A 15,954-nucleotide genomic window follows, 5' to 3' on the forward strand; every position below is an offset into this window, starting at 1 on the left:
TCCTCGGTCACGCCGCGTCGTCTAGTCGACGGCGTTCGGCGGGATTTCGCAGCAGCCTGTGACGTTCGTCCTCGTCGACCGGCTTGCGGGCTCTCGCCTTGCCCGCGAGGGCGACGCACGCCATGACCACCAGCGCGAGCGTCATGATCGCCAGCAGCGACCCGATGAGAGCAATCACAGCATGAGAGTTCCCTTCCCGGGTGGGACGAAACTCCAGCCACCTCCGCCCCGCCCGTCCCCCGCGCCCCGCGATCATTCCCGGGGAAGGGGTCAGGTCAGCGCCTTCACGACCTCCCGTACGCAGCGCTCGGCCGAGAGCGGTCCACCGAAGAGCCACGCACCCGATCCGAGGCGGTGCACGCGACCCGTCCGGACGAACTCCAGCCCCTTCCAGGTCGAGCCGTCGGCGACCTGCCCCGTGAAGATGTTGTCCCGCGCATCGGAGAGGTAGAGGAAGTCCGCCATCGCCACGGAGTTCAGCGCGGGTACGCCGACCGTGGTGAAGCCGTACTGATCGGGGTCGCCCTTCCAGTCGTTGTGGAGGCCGAGGCGTTCCAGCACTTCGCTCGCCAACGAACTCCGCGCGAACATCCGCAGCGTCGGGACGCCCCGGTCGGAGTACCCCTCGGCGAGCGCGAACGGCATGTCAGCCTTCCCGGCCTCCGCCAGGTCCCGCCTGCCCGCGGCGATCGTCGCGTCGAGCCGAATCAGCGTCGCCGCCGCGAGGTCGGACCGCCCGACGGCGCGCGCGAGTTCGGTGAACGTCGTCCGCATCTCCTCCCAGGCGGACATATCGGCGCGGTACGGGTCGAACACGAGCACCGGAGCGATCTTCCGCAGTCCGCTGACCCACCTCTGCGCCCGGGTCCGGTCGACCACGATCAGGTCGGGACGCAGGGCGCGGATCTTCGTCGCGTCGGGCTGCCCGCGCGGCCCGACGTCGGCGGTCTTCGAGGAAAGTCTCGCGGCCGGGTCCGCGCCGACCCAGCTGGCATAGCCGGCCCGGTCCGCCACGCCGACGGGTTGGACGCCGACGGCGACGAGGTTCTCCGCGTAGGGCCAGTCCAGGGCGACCACCCGGGTGGCCGCCGCCCGCAGCCGCACCTGTCCCGTAACGTCCCTGACCGTCACCGGGGGAACCTTCGGCCGCGCGGACGGAGCGGGTCGGGACGTGCCGGTCGCCGTCGGCGACGCGGTGGGTTCGTCCCGGTCCGCCCGGCCGTTGGTGCAGGCCGTGAGCCCCACGGTGAGGAGTACGCCGACCACCAGCGCGAGTGCACGTCGTACGGACACGGCAGTCGCCTCTCGGTGTGAGGGAGTTCGCTAGGAGGTGCTTACCCCGCGCCCATGATCGCCGACCCGGGCCGGTTGCCGCTGGTCCATCCCTATCCGCCGCATCCGCCGCATCCGCCGCGCCGACCCGCGAACCGCCGCGCCGGTCAGGCCGACTCCGCCTCCCGGATCCGCTGGCTGATCACGGCGGAAACCCCGTCACCCCTCATCGACACGCCGTACAGCGCGTCGGCGACCTCCATGGTCCGCTTCTGGTGGGTGACGACCAGCAGCTGGCTGGTCTCCCGCAGCTCCTCATAGATCTCCAGCAGCCGGCCGAGGTTGGTGTCGTCCAGCGCCGCCTCCACCTCGTCGAGGAGGTAGAAGGGGCTCGGACGCGCCTTGAACAGCGCCACCAGGAACGCCACCGCGACCAGCGACCGCTCACCGCCGGACAGCAGCGAGAGTCGCTTGACCTTCTTGCCCGGCGGACGGGCCTCGACCTCCACGCCGGTGGAGAGCATGTCGTCGGGGTTGGTGAGGATCAGCCGCCCCTCCCCGCCGGGGAACAGCCGGTTGAAGACGTGCTGGAACTGCGTCTCGACGTCGCGGTAGGCGGCGGTGAACACCTGTTCGACCCGGTCGTCGACCTCCCGGACGATCTCGAGCAGGTCCTTACGGGTCGCCTTCAGGTCCTCGAGTTGGCGGGAGAGGAACGTGTGACGCTCCTCCATCGCGGCGAACTCCTCCAGTGCCAGCGGGTTGACCTTGCCCAGCAGGGTGAGCTGGCGTTCGGCGGCCTTGAGGCGCTTGGTCTGCTCCGCCCGGTCGTAGGGCCGCGGCTCATCCTCGGACTCCTCCTCGCCGGGGGCGGGCGGAGACGGCGGAACGGGTATGTCGGGACCGTAGTCGCGCATCAGAGTCTCCGGGTCGACGCCGAGCTCCTCGACCGCGCGGGTCTCCAGCTGTTCGATCCGCAGCCGCTGCTCGGCCCGGGCCATCTCGTCCCGGTGCACCGAGTCGGTCAGCGCGTCCAGCTCACTGGCCAGGGCACGGACCCGCTGCCGCACGGAGTTGATCTGCGCCTCGCGCGCGGTCCGGGCCTGCTCCGCCTCCTGACGCTCCCGCCCGGCGGCGGCCAGCGACGACTCGAGCCGGCCGAGAACCTGGCGTACGGCGGCGAGGACGGCACCGGCCACCTGGGCCTCACGGACCCGGCGCTCCCGGCGCAGCCGCGCCCGTTCCCGGGCCGCTCGCTCCTCCCGGGCCGCGCGCTCCAGGGAGTCGGCGCGCCCGGACAGCGCCCGGCCCCGCTCCTCAGCGGTACGCAGCCCGAGCCGGGCCTCCATCTCCCGCTGGCGCGCGTCCCGGCTCTCCTCGGCGAGTTGGTCGCGCTCCTCGGTCGAGGGCTCCTCGTCCGGGGCGTCCTCCGCCGTCGACAGCCGCTCCTGCAGCTCGCTCAGGCCGCTCTGGTCGCGCTCGACGGCCTCGCGCGCCTGGTCCATGGCGGTGCCGAGGCGCTCGGCCTCGGCCTGGGCCGAGCGCGCCGCGGATCCCAGCTCGCCGAGCCGCTCCGCGACGGCGGCGAGTTCGGCGTCGGACTCGTGCAGCCGGGAGAGCGCGTCCTCGACCTGGCGGGCGGCGGCCGCGCGCTCCTCCTCGGCGGTGGCGCGTTCGGTCCGCAACCGTTCGGCACGCCCGCTCGCCTCCCGCAGCCGCTCCGTCGCGTCGTCGACGGCGGCCTGCACCTCCAGCAGGCTGGGCTGGGCGGCCGAGCCGCCATGACCCAGGTGGGAGCCCAGCAGGTCGCCGTCGCGGGTCACCGCCAGCACGTCGGGATGGTCGGCCACCAGGGCGCGGGCCGCGGCGAGATCCTCGACGACGGCGATCTTGGTGAGCAGGCGTACGAGCGCCGGAAGGACGTCGTGCGGCGCGCTCGCGACATCGACGGCGTAGCGTGCGCCGGGCGGCAGGCTCGGCCAGCCGTGCGGGTCGGAATCCGGACCGGGTGCCGCACCACCGACCACGAGGCCGGAGCGGCCGAGATCCTCCTCGCGTAGGTGCCGTAGGGCACCGACGGCAGCGTCGATCGACTCCACGGCCACCGCGTCCGCGGCGCGACCGAGCGCACCGGCCACGGCGGCCTCGTAGCCGGGCTCGACCGTCAGCAACGCCGCGACCGACCCCAGGACACCGGAGACATGCTCCGTCGCGGCGAGGAGTTCCGCCGCACCGTCCTTGCGGGCCAGGCCGAGTTCGAGGGCTTCCTTCCGGGCGGCGAGTGCGGCTCGCTCGCGCTCCGCCTCCTGCTCCTCCCGCCGGAGCTCGACCAGGCGCTCCTCGAGAGCCTCCAGGGCGGCGGACGCGGTCTCGTGGACCTCGTCCAGGCCCCGCTCGCCGGCGTCCAGGCTCGCCACGTCGGTCTCCAACGCGGTGAACTCCGCGTGTGCCGCCTCGGCACGGGCCTCCGCCTCCGTGCGGGCGGCCGTCAGCCGCTGGATCTCGGCCTCGCGGGTCTCCAGCCTGCTTCGGACGGTGTTGACCTGACCGGTCAGACGAGCGAGTCCCTCGCGACGATCGGCGGCCGCCCGGGTCAAGGCGGCGATCCGGCGTTCCTCCTCCGCGTGCGCGCGTTCGGTGGCCTGCCGGCGTCCGACCGCCTCGTCGAGGGCGTCGCGGTGCCCCTCGATCTCGGCCTCGATCGCCGCCTCCTCCTCGCGGACGCGGAGAGCCTGCGCCTCGAGTTCGTCTGGATCGCGGCCGGGACGCTCCTCCTCGCGCGCCTCCGCGAGGTGCCGGCTGCGCTCGGCGGCCAGGCTGGCGGTGCCCCCCAGCCGCTCCTTCAGGCTGGACAGGCGGTACCAGGTCTCCTGGGCCCGGGCCACGCGCGGCGCGTCCTCGCGGAGCGCCTCGTCGAGTTCGGCCTCCTCGGCGTGGACGACGCTGAGGTCGCGCTCCACCGTCGCCCGGCGTTCGCGGACGGCGTTCTCGTCGGCGACCTCGCGGGCAAGGGTGGAGGTGATCTGCACGAGGTCGTCGGCGAGCAGGCGTAGCCGCGCGTCACGGGCGTCGGCCTGGATCACCGCCGCCTTCCGCGCCGCCTCGGCCTGCTTGCCGAGCGGCCGCAACGCGCGCCTGATCTCGCTGAGCAGGTCCTGGAGCCGGGTGAGGTTTCCCTCGGTGGCGTCCAGCTTGCGCAGCGCCTTCTCCTTGCGCTTGCGGTGCTTGAGAACGCCGGCCGCCTCCTCGACGAAGCCGCGCCGGTCCTCAGGCGTCGCGTGCAGGATCGAGTCGAGTCGGCCCTGACCGACGATGACGTGCATCTCACGACCGATGCCGGAGTCGGAGAGGAGTTCCTGGACGTCGAGCAGCCGGGAGGTCCGGCCGTTGATGGAGTACTCCGAACCACCGTTGCGGAACATGATCCGGCTGATCGTGACCTCGGCATAGTCGATCGGCAGGGCGCCGTCGGTGTTGTCGATGGTCAGGACGACCTCGGCCCGCCCGAGCGGGGCCCGGCCGGCCGTGCCGGCGAAGATGACGTCCTCCATCTTGCCGCCGCGCAGGCTCTTGGCCCCCTGCTCGCCCATCACCCAGGCGATAGCGTCGACGACGTTGCTCTTGCCCGATCCATTGGGTCCCACGACGCAGGTGATGCCGGGCTCGAAGTGCAGGGTCGTCGAGGAAGCGAACGACTTGAACCCGCGGAGTGTCAGGCTCTTGAGGTACAACGCGCGGCTCCTCGGTACTGGCCGCCGCTCAGTGTTCCCTCAAGCCGGTGTGCGGCGCGGTCGGACGTCCGCGGCGCGCTCGCCGAGAGCCGGCCCGGGTGGGACCCTGCGCGGAGGTCTGGGGGCGGGAAAGACCTTCGCCCGACGATACCCGGGACCGTCCCGAGCCTCGACGCCGACGCGGCGGGCAAACTAAACGGGACGCCTCAAATGAGGCGTCCCGTCCGTACTGGTGTCTTTCGAGGCTGGTCCGCGGACGAGTCCGGGATCTCCCTCACGTCAGAGCGGGCTCGTGCTGCGCTTCGATCGTGAGCAGTTGCCCGTCGTGGGCCACTGCGCTCAGGGAGTCGTTTTCAGCCTGGAGTCGCATCACGTGCGCCTCCAGCTCCGAAACTCGCTTCTGCAGACGTCGCACCTCGGAGACCAGACGGGGGTCGGGGCCACCGACGTGGCCGAGGAGCGCTTTCGCCATAGGGGGTCCTCCACGCTGAGAGACCGATCGATGGATCGCTATGTCACAGCACTCAAGCGGGGCAGGGAGTGCTGGCGGTGCATCTAGAGTCTCACCAGACCGTCGTGCCGTCAAGGTGACCGGACGACGACGCACTGTAGCTAACTGATCGCGCTCCCCACTTATCCTCGGAATTCACCAGGAGCGCGCAAGCCGGACACAGAAACCGGATCCCTTACAGGTAAGGAGATTCGCGCGCACAGTCCACACGGCCGGCGGCCCCCCGAGTGCACGCCTCCCGTGCGGAACATCGCTCAACACCCTTCGCGCGTGTCTTACGGCACGAATGACGTTTGTCACACCCCGGCCAAACTCAAGATCATCTCCCACGTAGCGCCCCCGGTTGTCTTCATTCTCTGACGACAGGAGCCCAAACCTCCTTCTGGTAAAGGCGATGCGAGTGATCCCAGTGATGCGGGTCGTTGGACACCCAAGGACAGGTGCGGGTCAGGCCGAACGAGGGCCGACACACCCTCGTCGTCGTCAGCGCCGCCGCTACGGCGACGTTCCGTCACCGGTCACGCTCCGTCGCACCTGACGGGGTCGTGCGGCCGGCCTACCCGGATCGAGCGGACGAGACACCGGACCGTCCCGATGGAATCGGTGCCAGAAGCCCCGAAAAAATCCGGACTCGCTGTCTCACGTCGGCGTCTCACGAACGAAGACGGTGTCCCATCAAGCGAACGACCTGCCCGGACATGTCTTCCAACGTGGCACGTGGGGCTCCGCCCGGCGCGCCGACCGACGCCGCTCCGTCTCGGTTACCGGATATGCGTCTCACCAACGCCCGTGTCGCGGCCGAGGCTGGCAACGAGGGCAGGTGTAGGAGGAACGGTTCATGAACGGATCCCGTCGGATGGGTGAACCACAGCGCTCACAGGGTTCGGCCTCGCGTCCGTACACCGCGAGTGAGCGTTCGAAGTAGCCACTTTCGCCGTTGACGTTGATGTACAGCCGGTCGAACGACGTGCCACCGGCCAACAGCGCGGCGCCCATGACCTCGCGGACCGCCGCGAGCAGGCGTACGACGTCGGGCCGGCGCATCGTGTCCGTGGCTCGTGCGTAGTGCAGGCGGGCACGCCACAACGCCTCGTCGGCGTAGATGTTCCCCACCCCGGAGATCAGGTTCTGGTCAAGCAAGGCCCGCTTGACACCGGTCCGTCGACGGCGGAGCGCCGCGACGAACGCGTCGTCGTCGAACTCCGGATCGATCGGGTCACGGGCGATGTGCGCGATCTCCGCCGGGAGTTCGGCGCCGCCCGGGCTGATGGAGAGCCCACCGAACATGCGCTGGTCGACGAAGCGCAGGTCCAGGGCCGGCTGGTCGGCGAAGCTGAACCGCACCCGCAGGTGCGTCTCGTCGGGGGCGTCCTTCGGTCGGACGAGGAACTGACCGCTCATCCCGAGGTGGGCGAGCAGCCCGTCACCGGAGTCCAGCGGAAGCCAGAGGTACTTACCGCGCCTGCGGGCGCCGGTGACGCGCCGGCCGAGCAACTGGTCGATGAAGTCCTGTGAGCCGGCCAGGTGCCGGCGGATCGGACGCGGGTGCCGCACCTCGACACTGGCGATCACGTGACCGACGACGTGCTCCTCGAGGCCACCGCGGACCACCTCGACCTCAGGCAACTCAGGCACGGGCGCCGAGCTCCATCTCGCGACGTCAGGCGGAGGGGGACCCGGAGGTCCCCTTGGCTTCGGTCCGCCGCTCCGCGGAACCGTCGGTGCTCTCCCCGAGCATCGCGCGGATCCCGGTCCACGCCGCCTCGGCGGCCTGTTGCTCGGCTTCCTTCTTGCTCCGCCCGGTGCCGAGGCCGTAGTCGGTACCACCGACGACCACGTGGGCGGTGAAGACCTTCTCGTGGTCTGGTCCGCGCTCCTCGACGACGTACTCCGGCACGCCGAGGGCCGCGCGGGCGGTCAGCTCCTGCAGGCTCGTCTTCCAGTCGAGGCCGGCACCAAGACGTGCCGACGACTCGAGCAGCGGATCGAAGAGCCGGTGCACGAACTCCGTGGCGAGCGGGAAGCCGCCGGCGAGGTACACCGCGCCGATCACGGCCTCCACCGCGTCACCGAGGATCGAGGACTTGTCCCGCCCCCCGGTGGTCTCCTCGCCCCGACCGAGCCGGAGGTACTTGCCGAGGTCGAGGGCGCGCGCCACGTCGGCGAGCGCCCGCATGTTGACCACGGCCGCGCGCAGCTTCGCGAGCTGCCCCTCCGACAGGTCGGGATGGGTGCGGAACAACGCGTCGGTGATGACCAGTCCGAGGACGGCGTCGCCCAGGAACTCCAACCGTTCGTTGGTGGGCAGGCCGCCGTTCTCGTAGGCGTACGAGCGATGTGTGAGCGCACGCTCCAGCAGGGCGCTGTCGAGCACCAGACCGAGCTTGGCGTTCAGCTCGTCGTACGCCTCACTTCCCCCGACGCGGTCCACGGCGAAACTCAGACGTCGAGAACCTGACGGCGCCCGGCGCGGGGGCCGTACTGGCCGCACTGCGGGCACGCGCGGTGCGGCAGGTGCGAGGACCGGCACGCCGGGTTGGCGCAGGTGACCAGCTGGGGCACGGATGCCTTCCACTGCGCCCGCCGGCTACGGGTGTTGCTCCGCGAAACCCTCCGCTTCGGAACGGCCACGCCACTACTCCTTTTACCTAGGGTCGTCGGGCTTGCCCGCGACCTCATCTGTGTCGTCCAGCGCCAAACCGGCGAGTGCCGACCAACGGGGGTCGACCGCCGCCTCGTGCTGGTGGTCAGGATCGTCGGCCAGGCGCGCACCGCACAGAGTGCAGAGCCCCGGGCAGTCGTCGCTGCACACCGGTTGGAACGGCAGCGCAAGCACCACCGCGTCCCGTACGACCGGCTCGAGGTCGAGAAGATCACCCTCGAGACGGCTGGCCTCGTCGTCCTCGATGTCGCTTTCCGGGAACGCGTACAGCTCCTGGAAGTCGACTTCGAGCGTCTGCTCCAGTGGCTCCAGGCAGCGTACGCACTCCCCGGCGAGCAGCACCCGCGCCGTTCCCGACGCGAGCACACCCTCCATCACCGACTCGAGCCGCATCCGCAGCTCCAGTTCGGTGCCCTCGGGTACGCCGAGCACATCGGTGCCGAGTCCAGCCGGTGCGGGCACAGAACGCTGCAGCTTGCGCTGGGCCCCCGGGCGGCGGCCGAGCTCGCGAGTGTCGAGCACGAGCGGCGCCTGAGGGTCAACGGTGCTCAAGGCGTCCTTGCTTTCTGATCGCATGACGGAACCGGCCCCGATGGAGACCGATTAACGAGGGTACCCGAGGGCGGTAGGCCCGCTCAACGCCGCCCCGCTCGACTCACTCACCGGGCAGCGGCAGCGCGTCCTCGTCGACGGTGTAGGTGTCGAGTCCGCTCCGGTCACGGAGACGCTCGCGTCCTCGTGTCACAGCGTCCAGAGTCTTGTGCAGAGAGTGTTCGAAACGGCTGAGCTTCTGATCGACGTACTCGTCGACCTCCCGGCGCGCCGCGGGGTCATCACCTCGACGTCCACCTCGGCCTGGTTCGGCGGCCCGCAGCTCCTCGCGGCCGCGCCCCACCGAGGCGAGGGTCTTCTGCAGCGCGATCTCGAAGCCCGCGAGTTTGTGGTCGACATAGTCGTCGACCTCCCGCCGCAAGGCCTCCGCCTCCTCCTCGGCCCGGGCGGTCAGCTCCTCGGCAGCCTTGCGGGCGTCGCGGTAGACGTCGGTGCGCTGGAGCAGATCGGCCCGCTCCCGCTCCCACTCCTCGAGGAGTCGCTGCGCCTCCGCGCGGCCCTCGGCGACGATCGCGTCGCGCTCCTCGGTGACCTTGCGCGCCTCGGCGAGCTCGGGCGGCAGCAGGCGCTCCACCTCGGCGAGGCCGGAGAGGAGCTCCGTCCGGTTGACGATGCACGACGCGGACAGCGGCATGGATCGCCCCTTCTCGACGGTCCTGCGGAGTTCGTCGAGCTTGTCCTGCACGTCCACCGTGTGTCCTTTCGCTCCCCCCGGCCCGCTCGGCGATCTCACGCCAAGGCGGGTCCCGGTGCTTTCTCGTCTCCGGTCACGCGAGCGAGCGTCGGCTCACTTCTCGCGCTCCCCTGCCGCCTAGCGGACCTCCCCGAGGCGCTCGGTCAGGCGGCGCAACACGTGGTCGGGCACCAGGCCCGAAACGTCACCGCCGTACGTGGCGACCTCTTTGACCAGACTCGATGAGAGGAAAGAGTACTCGGGACTGGTCGGAACGAAGACCGTTTCGACACCGGTGAGCCGCAGGTTCATCTGTGCCATCTGCAGCTCGTAGTCGAAGTCGCCGACCGCGCGCAGGCCCTTCACGATCGCCTGGATCCCCTGCTCGCGGCAGAAGTCGACGAGCAGGCCGTTGAACGTCGTGACGCGCACCTCCGGCAGGTCCTTGGTCACCTCGCGGAGCAGCTCGACCCGCTCGGTCGCGGTGAAGAGCCCGGCCTTGTGCGGGTTGGTGCCCACCGCGACGGTGAGGTCGTCGAAGAGCCGGGCACCTCGGACGATGATGTCGAGGTGTCCGTTGGTCACCGGGTCGAACGACCCCGGGCAGACGGCTCGGTGCACTGACGGCTCCCACTGTCGGCGACTCTGGCGGACCGGTGCGAGGACCCCGAGGGGTCCCCGAGGGACTCCGATGGAACTCCGATGGAATCAGTCCCCGCCCGCGGCGCGACCGTACCAAAGGGTCGTGTCGCCGTACTTCCGCATCCGGTCGGAAACGAACCCCGGCGGCCAGGTGAACTCCGCCGTTCGAGACGAGCGTTCCACGACGATCGCGGCGTCGGGCTCGAGCCAGCCGTGGGCGGCGAGCTCGGTGAGGACGCCGGCCACGGCCGCGGCGGTCATGGCGTACGGCGGGTCGACGTAGACCACGTCGAAGGGCGCCGAGTCCGGTGGTGCACCGGCGACCAGTCGCTCGACCTTGCCGACCACGACCCTGCCACCGGGCAGGCCGATCGTGCGCAGGTTGTCCCGGATCACGTTGACCGCCCGGCGGTTGGACTCCACCAGGACCGCCGCTGCCGCTCCACGGGACAGGGCTTCGATACCGACGGCCCCGCTCCCGGCGTACAGGTCCAGGAACCGGCGGCCGGCGAGGTGCCCGAGGTCGGCCTCCAGCGACGCGAACAGCGCCTCCCGGACCCGGTCGGACGTCGGTCGGGTGTCTCGCCCCTCGGGGACGGACAGCCGCCGCCCGCGGGCCTCTCCTGCGACGATGCGACTCATCGCCGCTCATCCTCTCGCACGCCTCCCCCGCGCCGGCAGGTTCCTCGCCGAGGACGGGCGCGCGGGCGGCCCGCGTGCACGAGCCGCCGATCGACGATGATCCGAAGGGCGGCCCGAACGCCCCGCCGTGGCCTAGGGTCATCGCGTGTACCCGCGTGCGGTCATCTTCGACTTCTTCGGGACGCTCTCCCAGAGCGCCTCGACCACCGAGCGCTCCCGCGACCACGCCAAGGTCGCGGCGGCCCTCGGCGTGCCGACCAAGGACTACGAGGCGGCGCTGCGCCGGTCCTGGCCCGATCGCGCCCGCGGCGCCCTCGGGGATCTGGCGGGCACGATGCGCTGGCTCGCCCGCGCCTGCGGCGTCGAGATCGACGACGCGACCTGCGCGGCCGCGTGTGCCGCCCGGATCGCGACGCAGCGCGACTACGTCCGGCTCCGACCGGAGGCCGAGCCGACCCTGCGGGCGCTCCGGGACCGGGGTGTCCCGATCGGGGTGGTGAGCGACTGCACGCAGGAGTTGCCGGCCGCCTGGGACACCTTCCCCATCGCGCCGTACGTCGACGCACCGGTCTTCTCGGTGGAGGTCGGGCTGAAGAAGCCGGACCCGGCGATCTTCCTGCTCGTCTGCGAGCGGCTGGGTGTGGAGCCCTCGGACTGCGTCTACGTCGGTGACGGCGACAGCAACGAACTCCCCGGCGCGGAGGCGGTGGGGATGCGCGCCCTGCGGCTGGTTGCGCCCGACCACGCCGGGGCGCAGGTCTTCGACCCGATCACCTGGACCGGCGCGTGCCTAACCGACCTGCGAGACGTCCTCACCCTCGCCAGCGGGTAGCGGTGTCCTGCTGGCGAGGAGGACACGCGTAGCGGTGTCGTACGAGTGACGACGGCAACGCCGCCAGCGCGGATGCGGGGGCCCGCTAGGTCTTCTCGAGGTAGTCGGCGCGGTCGTCGTCGTAGAGGGCCGCGACAGCCTCCCGCAACGCCGGCAGCCGGGCGAGGCCCGGGTCGGCCGTCACGACCGCGGTCGCGTCGGCGCGGGCGTCGGCGATCACCTTCTCGTCCCGGATCACCGCCAGCATCCGCAGGCTCGACCGGCGGCCGGACTGGTCGGCGCCGAGGACGTCACCCTCGCGGCGCTGCTCGAGGTCGAGTCGACTGAGCTCGAACCCGTCGGTCGTGGAGGCGACCGCGTCCAGGCGGGTGCGGGCCGGCGTTCCCTCGGCGGCACCGGTGACCAGCAGGCACAGCCCCGGATAGCCGCCGCGCCCGACTCGGCCGCGAAGCTGGTGCAGCTGGGAGACCCCGAACCAGTCGGCGTCCATCACGACCATCGTCGAGGCGTTGGGTACGTCGACGCCGACCTCGATCACGGTCGTGGCGACCAGGACGTCGATCTCCCCCGCGGCGAACCTCCGCATCACCGCGTCCTTGGCGTCCGACGGCAACCGCCCGTGCAGAACGTCGACCCGAAGACCCGCGAGGGGGCCGTCCGCGAGTTCGGCGGCGAGATCGACCAGCGCGATGGCGTCAGGGCGGCTGGAGGGCGCCCGGTCGGGCTTGCCCTGGCCACCCTGGATCAGCTTGAGCACCGGTGGCCGGGTGCCGTCAGGCTCGACGAGGGATGCCTCCTCTGGTTCGTCGTCGCCGATCCGGGGGCACACGACGTAGACCTGGCGGCCCGTCTCGACCTCCTGGCGGATCCGCCGCCAGACGTGGTCGAGCCAGGTGGGCTTCTCGGCGAGCGGTACGACGTTGGTCTGGATGGGTGCGCGGCCGCTCGGCAGCTCGGTGAGCGTCGACACCTCGAGATCGCCGAAGACCGTCATGGCGACCGTGCGCGGGATCGGGGTGGCCGTCATCACCAGGACGTGCGGCGGGGCTCCGCCGGCCTTGCCGGTGAGCGCCGCGCGTTGTTCGACCCCGAACCGGTGCTGCTCGTCGATCACCACCAGTCCCAGGTCGGCGAACTGCACCTTGTCCTCGAGCAGCGCGTGGGTCCCGACGACCAGGCCCGCCTCGCCGGAGGCCGCTTCGAGCAGGGCCTTCCGGCGCACCGCGGTGCTCTGGCCACCGGTGAGCAGCGCCACCCGGGTGCCGTTGTCGGCACCGCCGATGAAGCCGCGCTCGGCCAGCGGACCGAGCAGTTGGGTGATCGAGCGGTAGTGCTGCTGGGCGAGCACCTCGGTGGGGGCGAGCAGCGCCGCCTGGCCGCCATCGTCCACCACCGTCAGCATCGCCCGGAGGGCGCAGACGGTCTTTCCGCTGCCGACCTCTCCCTGCAGGAGCCGCTGCATGGGGTGGTCGCGGGCGAGGTCGGCGCTGATGGCGGCACCGACTTCGCGCTGGCCCGCGGTGAGCTCGAAGGGCAGCCGGGCGTCGAAGGCGGCGAGCACGCCGTCGGCCACCGCCTCGCGGGGCTTCGCCGCGAGCTCACGCGCGGCGGAACGTCGCCGGGCCAGCTCGGTCTGGAGGACGAAGGCCTCCTCGAAGCGGAACCTCGCCCGCGCGGCCTGGACGTCGTCCCAGGTGTCGGGCCGGTGCAGGCCGTAGAACGCGTCCCGGAGGCCCGGCAGGCCGTGCCGCTCGCGTACGTCCGGTGGGATCGGGTCGGGAGGGGTGTCGAGCGCGTCGAGCACCCGGCGGACACAGCGGGCGATGCCCCAGGTCGCGAGCTGGGAGGTCGCGGGGTAGATCGGCATCAACCGGCCCGCGAACGCCTCGACCAGGGTGTCGTCGTCGGACTCCTCGTCGCTGAGGAGGACGAAGTCAGGGTGGGTGAGCTGCCGGGTGCCGCGGTAGCTGTCGACCTTCCCCGCGAACAGACCCCGCATGCCGACCTGCAGCTGGGTGCCCCGCCACTTCTGGTTGAAGAAGGTCAGGGACAGTTTGCCCTTGCCGTCGGTGACGACCACCTGGACGAGCGTGCCCTTGCGGTTGCGCATCGGCCGACTCTGGACCGAGGCGATCTCGGCCATCACCGTCGCGTCCTCGCCCGCCTGCAGGGCGTTGAGGTCGGTGAGCTCGCCGCGCTGGACGTATCGGCGCGGGTAGTGGCGCAGCAGGTCACCCACCGTCACCAGGTCGAGCCGCTCACGCAGGGCCTTCCCGGTGGCCGGACTCACCACGCTCGCGAGCTGTGTCCCCAGGGTGGTCTTCGCCGTGATCGGGAGTACCTTCGCCATCGCCCCGTCTGCCTCCTCGCCGCTCCCGGTCGACGTGTCTCCACTCTTCGGAAGAGGCTAGCGACACCCGCCCCCAGCAGCCCGGTTGGCGTATCCGGGCGGGTGTCGGATACTCTCAACCGGTTGTCCCGTGCACCGCGTGCCCTGGGCAGCGGTCCATATCCTCATCTTGCTCGGGAGAGTCTCCGGTGGCTGCCGTCTGCGACGTTTGTAGCAAGGGACCCAGCTTCGGCAACAACGTGTCGCACTCACACCGCCGCACGCGTCGACGGTTCGACCCCAACATCCAGCGGGTTCGTGCGACCGTCAACGGCACACCGAAGCGGCTCAATGTGTGCACTTCCTGCCTGAAGGCGGGCAAGGTCAGTCGCTGACCCTGCCCTCACGCGTCCAATCGGCCGGCTGCCCCTCGGGGCGGCCGGCCTTTTGCCATGCCCGGCGCGGTCAGCGGAAGTGGTCGTGGCCGGCCGGACCGGCGTACGCGCCGCCGTCGACCGTCACCAGCGGGGCCTCACCCGTGCCGGACATTTCGCCCCTGACGGACTCCTCCCCGGTCGCCGGGTGATCGCCCGCGTGAGCGGTCGAGTCGGCGGTCGGCTCAGCGGCGGCTGCGTGCACCTTGCCGATCACGCGCCAGTGCTCCGGGAGTAGGACGTCCGGACCGAACGTCGCGACCAGGGCGTGGTCCTCACCGCCGGTCAGGACGAATGCCAGCGGATCGGCACCGATCGCCGCGGCGACCGCCTGGAGCGGCTCGGCGACCTCCATGGTGCGGGAGTCCACGTCGATGCGGACGCCACTCGCCTCGGCGATGTGACCGAGGTCGGCGAGCAGGCCGTCGCTCACGTCGATCAGGGCGCTCGCACCCAGTGCCGCCGCCTCCGGACCCGCGTCGTACGGCGGCTCGGGGCGCCGGTGTGCCTCGACCACCACCCGGGGCGAGCGGAACCCGCGACCGAGCACCGCCAGCCCGGCCGCGGACCAGCCGAGGCGTCCGCACACCGCGACCACGTCTCCGGGACGCGCACCGGACCTGGTCACCGGCGGCCGCCCCGCGAGCGTGCCGAGCGCGGTGATGGAGATGACCACGAGGCCGGAGGACACCACGTCGCCGCCCGCGACGGAGGCGCCCACGACCGCGCACTCGTCCCGCAGGCCGTCGGCGAAGGACAGCGCCCACGAGGCCGGTAGGTCCCCCGGCGCACCGAAACTGACCAGCAACGCGGTGGGTACGGCGCCCATGGCCGCGACGTCGGCGAGGTTCTGCGCGGCGGCCTTGCGACCCACGTCGTAGGGCTCGGACCAGTCGCGACGGAAGTGCCGGCCCTCGACCAGCATGTCGGTGGTGGCGACCACCCGGCCGTCGGCGGCGGCCACCACGGCCGCGTCGTCGCCGGGGCCGAGCAGGACGTCGGCGTTCGACGGCAGGCGTTCGCGGAGAGCGGCGATCAGGCCGAACTCCCCCAGCGTGGCGAGGGTCTCCCCCTCCGCCGGCTGCTGTCGACCCGCCTGGGATCCGTTCGTCCCGCTCACCCGCACCGCTCCCTGTCTGGCCCGCGGCACCGTACCCCGGCACGGCGACGGGCCGTCGATCTGGATCTGCTTCCATCGTGCCGCCCAGGCCGCCGCTTCCACGGCCCGGCCCCGGCGCAGGACCTTAGACTTCCTGGCCGAGGCATACACGGCGGTGGTTGCCGCGATAGCGTGCACACCGACGTGACCCGACCCGGAGCATCGCGACGACGCTACCGTGTGGTGCGGGCCCACGAGCCGGGAGGACGTGCAGCGATGGTCCAGGCCTACATCCTCATCCAGACCGAGGTCGGCAAGGCGGCGGAGGTCGCCGAGCACATCTCGCATATCGCGGGCGTCACCCTCGCCGAGGACGTCACCGGGCCCTACGACGTGATCGTGCGGGCCGAGGCCAGCAACGTCGACGAACTCGGCCGGCTCGTCGTCGCGCAGGTCCAGGGGGTGTCCGGCATCACCCGGACTCTCACCTGCCCCGTCGTCCACATCTGAGTGGC

At 71.4% G+C, this 15,954-nt stretch carries 16 protein-coding genes; 3 read left to right on the forward strand and 13 right to left on the reverse strand.

Annotated features, from left to right (window positions below; translation table 11 throughout):
• Positions 1–7: 7 nt before the first annotated feature.
• From HEB94_RS39500 to rsmD, 11 genes are all read right to left on the reverse strand, one after another.
• On the reverse strand, positions 8–178 hold the full coding sequence (locus tag HEB94_RS39500) for a hypothetical protein (protein WP_192754568.1): 171 nt from the start codon (positions 176–178) through the stop codon (positions 8–10).
• Between the two features lie 92 nt (positions 179–270).
• A complete protein-coding gene (locus HEB94_RS39505; protein ID WP_192754569.1) occupies positions 271–1,293 on the reverse strand; it encodes an ABC transporter substrate-binding protein in 1,023 nt (340 codons plus the stop codon).
• Positions 1,294–1,439: 146 nt separating this feature from the next.
• Positions 1,440–5,003 carry a chromosome segregation protein SMC gene (gene smc, locus HEB94_RS39510; RefSeq protein WP_192754570.1) on the reverse strand — a complete coding sequence of 1,188 codons (3,564 nt, stop codon included), beginning with the start codon at positions 5,001–5,003 and terminating at the stop codon, positions 1,440–1,442.
• 274 nt (positions 5,004–5,277) lie between these two features.
• Positions 5,278–5,475 (reverse strand): hypothetical protein, encoded by a 198-nt coding sequence (locus tag HEB94_RS39515; protein ID WP_192754571.1) that lies wholly within the window; start codon positions 5,473–5,475, stop codon positions 5,278–5,280.
• Between the two features lie 816 nt (positions 5,476–6,291).
• The gene (mutM, locus tag HEB94_RS39520; protein ID WP_192754572.1) at positions 6,292–7,149 is read right to left on the reverse strand and encodes a bifunctional DNA-formamidopyrimidine glycosylase/DNA-(apurinic or apyrimidinic site) lyase; all 858 of its coding nucleotides are present in this window, start codon (positions 7,147–7,149) and stop codon (positions 6,292–6,294) included.
• A gap of 25 nt (positions 7,150–7,174) precedes the next feature.
• Positions 7,175–7,945 carry a ribonuclease III gene (gene rnc / locus HEB94_RS39525; RefSeq protein ID WP_192754573.1) on the reverse strand — a complete coding sequence of 257 codons (771 nt, stop codon included), beginning with the start codon at positions 7,943–7,945 and terminating at the stop codon, positions 7,175–7,177.
• An 8-nt stretch (positions 7,946–7,953) separates the two neighbouring features.
• The gene (rpmF, locus tag HEB94_RS39530) at positions 7,954–8,145 is read right to left on the reverse strand and encodes a 50S ribosomal protein L32 (protein ID WP_192754574.1); all 192 of its coding nucleotides are present in this window, start codon (positions 8,143–8,145) and stop codon (positions 7,954–7,956) included.
• Positions 8,146–8,158: 13 nt separating this feature from the next.
• Entirely contained in the window at positions 8,159–8,728 is a 570-nt protein-coding gene (locus tag HEB94_RS39535) for a YceD family protein (RefSeq protein ID WP_238361749.1), read from the reverse strand.
• A gap of 103 nt (positions 8,729–8,831) precedes the next feature.
• Positions 8,832–9,479, reverse strand: coding sequence for a hypothetical protein (locus tag HEB94_RS39540; protein ID WP_192754576.1), 648 nt, complete (start codon positions 9,477–9,479; stop codon positions 8,832–8,834).
• A 120-nt stretch (positions 9,480–9,599) separates the two neighbouring features.
• Positions 9,600–10,082: a pantetheine-phosphate adenylyltransferase gene (gene coaD / locus HEB94_RS39545; RefSeq protein WP_192754577.1), complete on the reverse strand. Its 483-nt coding sequence runs from the start codon at positions 10,080–10,082 to the stop codon at positions 9,600–9,602.
• Between the two features lie 87 nt (positions 10,083–10,169).
• Complete coding sequence (rsmD, locus tag HEB94_RS39550; RefSeq protein ID WP_192754578.1) at positions 10,170–10,745, reverse strand: 16S rRNA (guanine(966)-N(2))-methyltransferase RsmD; 576 nt, start codon at positions 10,743–10,745, stop codon at positions 10,170–10,172.
• Positions 10,746–10,890: 145 nt separating this feature from the next.
• Between rsmD and HEB94_RS39555 the strand changes: the two genes are divergently transcribed.
• Positions 10,891–11,577: an HAD-IA family hydrolase gene (locus HEB94_RS39555; RefSeq protein ID WP_192754579.1), complete on the forward strand. Its 687-nt coding sequence runs from the start codon at positions 10,891–10,893 to the stop codon at positions 11,575–11,577.
• An 85-nt stretch (positions 11,578–11,662) separates the two neighbouring features.
• Here the strand turns inward: HEB94_RS39555 and recG are convergent, their stop codons facing one another.
• Positions 11,663–13,927: an ATP-dependent DNA helicase RecG gene (recG, locus tag HEB94_RS39560; RefSeq protein ID WP_192754580.1), complete on the reverse strand. Its 2,265-nt coding sequence runs from the start codon at positions 13,925–13,927 to the stop codon at positions 11,663–11,665.
• A 188-nt stretch (positions 13,928–14,115) separates the two neighbouring features.
• Here recG and rpmB point away from each other — a divergent pair, with 188 nt between their 5' ends.
• A complete protein-coding gene (gene rpmB, locus HEB94_RS39565) occupies positions 14,116–14,301 on the forward strand; it encodes a 50S ribosomal protein L28 (RefSeq protein ID WP_192754581.1) in 186 nt (61 codons plus the stop codon).
• Positions 14,302–14,371: 70 nt separating this feature from the next.
• Here rpmB and HEB94_RS39570 read toward each other — a convergent pair whose 3' ends face one another.
• Positions 14,372–15,460, reverse strand: coding sequence for a thiamine-phosphate kinase (locus HEB94_RS39570; RefSeq protein ID WP_192754582.1), 1,089 nt, complete (start codon positions 15,458–15,460; stop codon positions 14,372–14,374).
• Positions 15,461–15,715: 255 nt separating this feature from the next.
• On the opposite strand from HEB94_RS39570, the gene HEB94_RS39575 reads away from it, so the two are divergent.
• A complete protein-coding gene (locus tag HEB94_RS39575) occupies positions 15,716–15,949 on the forward strand; it encodes an Lrp/AsnC ligand binding domain-containing protein (protein WP_192754583.1) in 234 nt (77 codons plus the stop codon).
• The last annotated feature ends 5 nt before the right edge of the window (positions 15,950–15,954 follow it).

Origin of the sequence: Actinopolymorpha pittospori (assembly GCF_014873875.1) — a bacterium.
GTDB classification, from domain to species: Bacteria; Actinomycetota; Actinomycetes; order Propionibacteriales; family Actinopolymorphaceae; genus Actinopolymorpha; species Actinopolymorpha pittospori.

Coding starts and splice junctions, on each gene's coding strand:
- rsmD (WP_192754578.1), bottom strand. CDS start 10,745: ATGAGTCGCATCGTCGCAGGAGAGGCCCGCGGGCGGCGGCTGTCCGTC.
- recG (WP_192754580.1), bottom strand. CDS start 13,927: ATGGCGAAGGTACTCCCGATCACGGCGAAGACCACCCTGGGGACACAG.
- HEB94_RS39575 (WP_192754583.1), top strand. CDS start 15,716: ATGGTCCAGGCCTACATCCTCATCCAGACCGAGGTCGGCAAGGCGGCG.
- HEB94_RS39515 (WP_192754571.1), bottom strand. CDS start 5,475: ATGGCGAAAGCGCTCCTCGGCCACGTCGGTGGCCCCGACCCCCGTCTG.